At 75.5% G+C, this 6,008-nt stretch carries 8 protein-coding genes; 7 read left to right on the top strand and 1 reads right to left on the bottom strand.

Annotated features, from left to right (window positions below):
• The 5 genes from CCN44_RS41960 to CCN44_RS41980 form a co-directional block, all read left to right on the top strand.
• On the top strand, window positions 1–821 hold an 821-nt coding region (locus CCN44_RS41960; RefSeq protein WP_086704507.1), incomplete at its 5' end, for a glycosyltransferase.
• A 148-nt stretch (window positions 822–969) separates the two neighbouring features.
• A complete protein-coding gene (locus tag CCN44_RS41965) occupies window positions 970–1,368 on the top strand; it encodes an STAS domain-containing protein (protein WP_086704514.1) in 399 nt (132 codons plus the stop codon).
• Window positions 1,369–1,500: 132 nt separating this feature from the next.
• Entirely contained in the window at window positions 1,501–2,751 is a 1,251-nt protein-coding gene (locus tag CCN44_RS41970) for an ANTAR domain-containing protein (protein ID WP_059247481.1), read from the top strand.
• 87 nt (window positions 2,752–2,838) lie between these two features.
• Window positions 2,839–3,033 carry a hypothetical protein gene (locus tag CCN44_RS41975; protein WP_059247480.1) on the top strand — a complete coding sequence of 65 codons (195 nt, stop codon included), beginning with the start codon at window positions 2,839–2,841 and terminating at the stop codon, window positions 3,031–3,033.
• A gap of 93 nt (window positions 3,034–3,126) precedes the next feature.
• Window positions 3,127–3,582, top strand: a complete 456-nt coding sequence (locus CCN44_RS41980; protein WP_059247479.1) for an RpiB/LacA/LacB family sugar-phosphate isomerase — start codon at window positions 3,127–3,129, stop codon at window positions 3,580–3,582.
• 73 nt (window positions 3,583–3,655) lie between these two features.
• Here the strand turns inward: CCN44_RS41980 and CCN44_RS41985 are convergent, their stop codons facing one another.
• Window positions 3,656–4,021, bottom strand: coding sequence for a DUF6479 family protein (locus tag CCN44_RS41985; RefSeq protein WP_223283995.1), 366 nt, complete (start codon window positions 4,019–4,021; stop codon window positions 3,656–3,658).
• Window positions 4,022–4,162: 141 nt separating this feature from the next.
• Between CCN44_RS41985 and CCN44_RS41990 the strand changes: the two genes are divergently transcribed.
• Window positions 4,163–4,534, top strand: a complete 372-nt coding sequence (locus tag CCN44_RS41990; protein ID WP_086704511.1) for a ferredoxin — start codon at window positions 4,163–4,165, stop codon at window positions 4,532–4,534.
• A 117-nt stretch (window positions 4,535–4,651) separates the two neighbouring features.
• Window positions 4,652–5,830: an acyl-CoA dehydrogenase family protein gene (locus CCN44_RS41995; protein ID WP_059247476.1), complete on the top strand. Its 1,179-nt coding sequence runs from the start codon at window positions 4,652–4,654 to the stop codon at window positions 5,828–5,830.
• Window positions 5,831–6,008 lie beyond the last annotated feature (178 nt).

Genomic DNA, 6,008 nt, shown 5'->3' on the forward strand with positions numbered 1-6,008 from the left:
TGCGCCGGCTGCCCGAACGCCCGCACGTGATCGTCACCGACAACGCCTCCGCCGACGGCACCGCCGAGGCGGTCGCCCGGGACTTCCCCGAGATGACCCTGCTGCGCCCCGGCCGCAACCTCGGCGCCCTCGGCCGCAACCTGGCCGTCCAGCGGGTGCGCACGCCCTACGTCGCCTTCTGCGACGACGACACCTGGTGGGAGCCCGGCAGCCTGCACCGGGCCGCCGACCTGCTGGACGCCCGGCCCCGGCTGGCGGCCGTCACCGCGCGGATCGTCGTGGAACCGGAGGGCACCGAGGACCCCGTCGTGCGCGAGCTGCGCGAGTCCCCGCTGTCCGGCCCCGACTGGCTCCCCGGCCCCGCCCTCGGCTCCTTCCTCGCCGCCGCCACCGTGCTGCGCACCGACGCCTTCCGGGCCGGCGGCGGCTTCCACCCCGGCCTGTGGCTCGGCGGCGAGGAGGAACTGCTCGCCTGCGACCTGCAACGCCAGGGCTGGTGGCTCGCCTACGCCGAGGAACTCACCGTCCACCACCACGCCTCCCGGCTGCGCGACAGCACGGCCCGCCGCGTCCTCGGGCTGCGCAACACGCTGTGGTTCACCTGGCTGCGCCGCCCGCTGCTGCCGGCGCTGCGCCGCACCGGGCACCTCATCCGGACCGTGCCCCGGGACGCCGCCTCCGCCCGCGCCTTCGCCCGCGCCACCGCCGGACTGCCGTGGGTGCTGCGCCAGCGCGACCCCGTACCTCCCGACCTGGAGCGCCGGCTCGCCGCGCTGGAGCGCGCCCGCAGGGACTCACCCGCACGGCGGTACGTCGGCTGACGGGACGCCGCCGCGGCCGCGCCACGACACGCCCCGGAGACGTCGTTGCATCGGGCATCCGGGCGAGTGCAGAGTGAGGGACCGGTCAAGAAGCGGCCGGCCGAGCTCCTTCCGCCCCGGCGGCCCGGCCCCGCTGCTCCTGCAGACCGTGCACGAGCAGCGCACCGGGCTCGGCGGCATCAGCGTCCTGAAGGCCCGGGGCACGGTCGACGCCACCAACGCCCCGCGGTTCGCCGAGGCCCTCGCCGAGCACGTCGCGGACGCCGACCGGGCCGCAGAGCACCCCCTGCTCGACCTGAGCGAGGTGTATCTCGCCTGCGCCGACGCGGTGCGCTCGCTGGACCGGGCGACCGGGCCGCTCGCCCGCGCCGGCCGCGCGCTGCCCGTCGTACAGCCCCGGCCGCACGTGCGGGAGGCGCTGACCGCGGCCGGTCTGCCGGGGATCCGGCTGCACGCCTCCCTGACGTCCGCCCTGGACGCGCTGACGGGCCGTGGACCGGCCGCCCAGGAACCGGCCCGCGCGGAACCCGGCGGCCCCGGACGCTGACCGCACGGGGCGCCGCCCCGCCCGCCGGGCCGGACGGCGCGGTTGAGGGCCGCGGACCTACCGTGCAAGGTGGTGCAAAGGCCAGCAAGAGGTCGATCGACTTCTTCGGGACGTCCCAGTCTGGGTGATGCGATGAAACCTTCCTTCGGCCGGCCGGCCGTACCGGCTCCCCTCGTCATCGAGTCGTCCGTCGTCGAGGGGCTGCCCGCCGAAGGCGCCCTGCTGCTGCGCATGTCGGGCAGTCTCGACGCGCACGGCGCCGAGGCCTGGTCGGCGGAACTACGGGGTCATCTGGAACGGGCCGACCGCGCCGGACTGCGCCCGGTGCTCGACATGGCGCACGTCCAGCTCGGCGGCGCCGCCGTGCTCCGCACGCTCAGCGAGACCACCCGGGCCCGCGCCGGACGCCCCGACCTGATCATCGTCCGCGCCCGCCCCGGCGTCCGCGAGGCGGTGCACCTGGCCCGCCTGGACGGCGTCCAGCTGTACGCCACCCTCGACGAGGCGCTGCGCGAGCTGGCCCGCGCCGCCTCCCGGGTGGAGGAGCTGCCCGTCTGGCGGTCGCAGATGGCGGACCCGCTGCGGCCCTCGTACGACGACCTGCACAAGGAGGTCCGCGCGCTGCGCGCCCGGGTGCGCACCGCGCCGGTGATCGGCATGGCACAGGGCACGCTCATGGCCCGCTACGGCCTGCCGGACCCGGGCAGCGCCTTCCGGGTGCTGCGGGAGGCCTCGCAGCGGTTCAACGTGCCGCTGCGGGTCCTCGTCTCCGCCGTGGTGGTGGCCCGGCCGCCCGACGGCGAGGTGTGGTTCCCGGGCCGGCGCTCCCTGCCGGTGCCGCAGCTGCGGATCCTGGGCCGGGGCGGCCGGGACCCCCGCTGCCGGCGGCAGATGATCGACGCCGTGCTGCACGAGGCGCTGGCCATCGGCCGGGCACCCGCCGGGTACGTCCAGCTCGTGGACCCGGCCGTCAACGCCCTGATGCCGGAGACCCACCACGGCTGCGCGGACACCTTCCTCGACGACCTGGTGCGCGGGCGGGGCGACGGCACGGCCGACGCGGCGGCCCGGGCCCGGGGCCGCCAGGTGAGCGTGCCCGACGTCGCCACCGACGCCCAGCTCTCCGACGACTGCCGGCGCGCGCTGCTGGCCACCGGCGCCCACGCCGTGCGCAGCGTCCCGGTGCTCTCCTCCGCCGGCTCCTGCACCGGCGTGATCACCCTGCACTGGCCCGACGCCGGCCACCGGCCGACCGCCGCGCAGGCCGAGGCGCTCGGCCTGCTGGCCTCGGACACCGCGGCGTGGCTGAGCTGGTACCACCGCACGGTGCTCCTGGACGCCCTGGAACATCTCCACCGGACGCTGGCCCGCCCCGCGCCGTGAGCCGGTCCGCGGGCGGGTGCGTCACCCGCGCCGCCCGGGGAACCCGGACCCCGCACACCGCACGTACCACCGGAGGGAGTCCGGCGCATGTCCAATCCCCAGCAGCCCGAACAGCGGCGCAGTGACAAGGGTGGCGCCACCCCGCAGGACAGCGGCGAGCTGAAGGCCCGCCAGGCGGCCGAGCGCGAAGCGGCTGCCCGCCCGCACGGCACCGACAAGGGCGCCAAGGGCGGCGGCGAGGGCGGCGGGGTGCCTCCCGCGCAGCAGCCCGACCACCCCTGACCTCGTGCCCGACCCGGTACGACGCCCGCGAACGGCCCCCTGCCGGGGGCCGTTCGGCACGTCCGGCCGCGGGCAGGCGTTACGCTCCGGGGTATACGGATCTCCGTCTCCTCCGACATGGACGAACCCGTGGCCCGCCTCCTGGTCGCGGAGCTGCGCCACCGTGGCCACGACGTGCGCGAGCACGGCGCGCTGCGGCCCGGGGCCGACGCGCAGTGGGCGGTCTGTTCGGAGGCCGCCGCCCGGGACGTGGCCGAGGGCGCGGCCGACCAGGCGGTGGTGTGCTGCTGGACCGGCACCGGCGCGTCGATCGCCGCCAACAAGGTGCCGGGCGTACGGGCGGCGCTGTGCACGGACGCCGCCACGGCAGACGGCGCGCGCCGCTGGAACGACGCCAACGTCCTCGCGCTGAGCCTCAGGCTGACCTCGCAGCCCGTGCTGAAGGAGATCCTCGACGCCTGGTTCGCGGCCGAGCCCAGCCAGGATCCCGAGGACCGGCAGAACGTGGCCCGCGTCGGCCGCCTGGACGCCGCCCGGAAGCCCTCCTAGCCGCGCGGAAGGCTGCCCGGGGCGTACGGCGGCCCGGCGCGGGCCGGGTTGCCGGAAACGGTGGGGCCGGGGCTCAGTGGGCGCCGAGTCCACCGCCGCCGAAGGAACCGCTGGAACCCTTGCTCCAGCGCGGGCGCTCCTTGGAGGCGCTCGGCCTGGAGTCCATGTTGGTCAGCTCGTACGGGGTGAGCGGGCGTTCGCCCTTGGGGATGCGCGGTATCTCCGCGGACTCCCTGTTCTGCCGGACCTCGTGGACGGGTCCCTCCGGCGGCAGCTGGGGCTGTTCCTCGGGGCGGGGGCGCGGGGACTCGCGGTACCTGACGCGGGAGGTCATCCAGAAGCCGCCGGCGAGCAGCGCGAGCACGCCCACGGCCACGATGAACAGAACGAGGCTCAGCAGGCCGCTCGCCGCGGCCAGCTGCATCGATGCGGTGTTCATAGAACAGGAATACCCCACCCATAACCGGACGAACCTGGACACTGTGGGTCACGGTCCGTCGCGGCACGTCGCCGGGCCGGCGGCCCGCCACGACCCGGGGGACGGTGGTTTGCGGAGGTCCGCCCCGGCTACCCGCACGGTGTGACTTCGCCGACTTCACAGCAGCTCTACCGGTTCCTGGAGGACCGCTTCACCTGTGCCCAGGCGTGCACGGAGTGCGCCCGGGCCTGCGCCGTACGCGCGAGCCTCGTGGACCCGGACGGCACCGAGACCCAGGAACGCGTGCGCCGGCTGGGCATCATGTGCGCCGAGGTGTGCGACGCCACCTGCCGGGTGCTGTGCGAGGAGAACCGGCAGGACGAGGAGGCGATCCGGGTCCGGGTCGACTGGTGCCGCTCGATCTGCCTGGAGTGCGCCCGCGCCTTCGACGAGCACCCCGGCGCGGAATCGGCCGCGGACACCTGCCGGGCCTGCGCCGCCGCCTGTGCGGCCTTCCTGGAAACGCTCAAGTGAGGACCCTGCGAAGGGGCCCCGCGTCCGCCGTCGGCCGCGTCCCCGCCATTCCCAATTTCTGAAACACGTTCTACGGTGTGCGCCGTCAGGACCGCCCTTGGGGAGCCTGGAGGCGCCGTGCACCTCGACCACACGCCCGAGCAGCAGCGGCTGCGCGCCGAGCTGCGGGCCTACTTCGCCGCACTGGTCCCGGACCACGCCTACGCCCGGTACGCCGACCCGGCCGCACAGAAACGGTTCTACCGCGACACCATCCGCCGGCTCGGCGCGGACGGCTGGCTCGGCGTCGGCTGGCCCGAGGAGTACGGCGGGCGCGGGATGACGGCGATGGAGCAGTTCATCTTCTTCGACGAGGCCGCGCAGGCCGGCGTACCCCTGCCGCTGATGGCGCTGAACACCGTCGGCCCCACGATCATGCGGTACGGCACCGAGGAGCAGAAGGCGTACTTCCTGCCCCGCATCCTCTCCGGCGAGATCGACTTCGCGATCGGCTACAGCGAACCCGGCGCCGGCACCGACCTCGCCGCGCTGACGACCCGCGCCGTGCGCGACGGCGACGAGTACGTCGTCAACGGACAGAAGATCTGGACCACCAACGGCGACACCGCCGACTGGGTGTGGCTGGCCGTGCGCACCGACCCCGAGGCCCCGCCGCACAAAGGCATCACCATGCTGCTGGTGCCGACCTCCGACCCCGGCTACTCCTGCACGCTCATCCGCACCCTCGCCTCCCACGACACCACCGCGAGCTACTACGAGAACGTCCGCGTCCCCGTCTCCCGCCGCGTCGGCGCGGAGAACGAGGGCTGGCGGCTGATCACCAACCAGCTCAACCACGAACGCGTCACCCTCGCCGCCCACGGCACCATGGCGATCCGCGCGCTCCACGACGTGCAGCGCTGGGCGCGGGAGACCGGGCTGGCCGACGGCCGCCGGGTCGCCGACCTGCCCTGGGTGCGCCGGCTCCTGGCCCGCGCGCACACCCGGCTCGACGCGCTCGCACTCCTCAACCGGCAGATGGTCTCGGCGGTCGAGGACGGCACCCTCACCCCGCAGGACGCCTCCGCCGTCAAGGTCTACGGCTCCGAGGCCCGCCGGGACGCCTACGCCTGGCTCATGGAGATCGTCGCCGCCGCCGGCCCGCTGAAGGAGGGCTCGGCGGGCGCCGTCCTGCACGGCGAACTGGAGCGCGGCTACCGCTCCGCGGTCATCTTCACCTTCGGCGGCGGCAACAACGAGATCCAGCGCGAGATCATCTCGTGGATCGGCCTGGGCATGCCCCGGGTGCGCCGCTGACCGCGGGGGACGGCTTGCCACCGAAACCGCCGACGCCGCCCCCCGCGGCATCTCGTTCCCGCGCCGTGCCGGCCCGTCGCGGTCACGTCTGCCGCGCGGGCTCGGCGTCCGGTGGCGCGAGGCGGGGACGCTCGGCGGCGCGGCCGTCGCCCGAGGACCGGCCGCGCAGGCGGCGGAC

The organism is Streptomyces tricolor, assembly GCF_002155905.1.
GTDB lineage: Bacteria > Actinomycetota > Actinomycetes > Streptomycetales > Streptomycetaceae > Streptomyces > Streptomyces tricolor.

Bases quoted from the DNA above. Each gene is read 5' to 3' on its own strand.
- CCN44_RS41975 (WP_059247480.1), top strand. From the start codon at position 2,839: ATGTCCAATCCCCAGCAGCCCGAACAGCGGCGCAGTGACAAGGGTGGC.
- CCN44_RS41970 (WP_059247481.1), top strand. From the start codon at position 1,501: ATGAAACCTTCCTTCGGCCGGCCGGCCGTACCGGCTCCCCTCGTCATC.
- CCN44_RS41985 (WP_223283995.1), bottom strand. From the start codon at position 4,021: ATGAACACCGCATCGATGCAGCTGGCCGCGGCGAGCGGCCTGCTGAGC.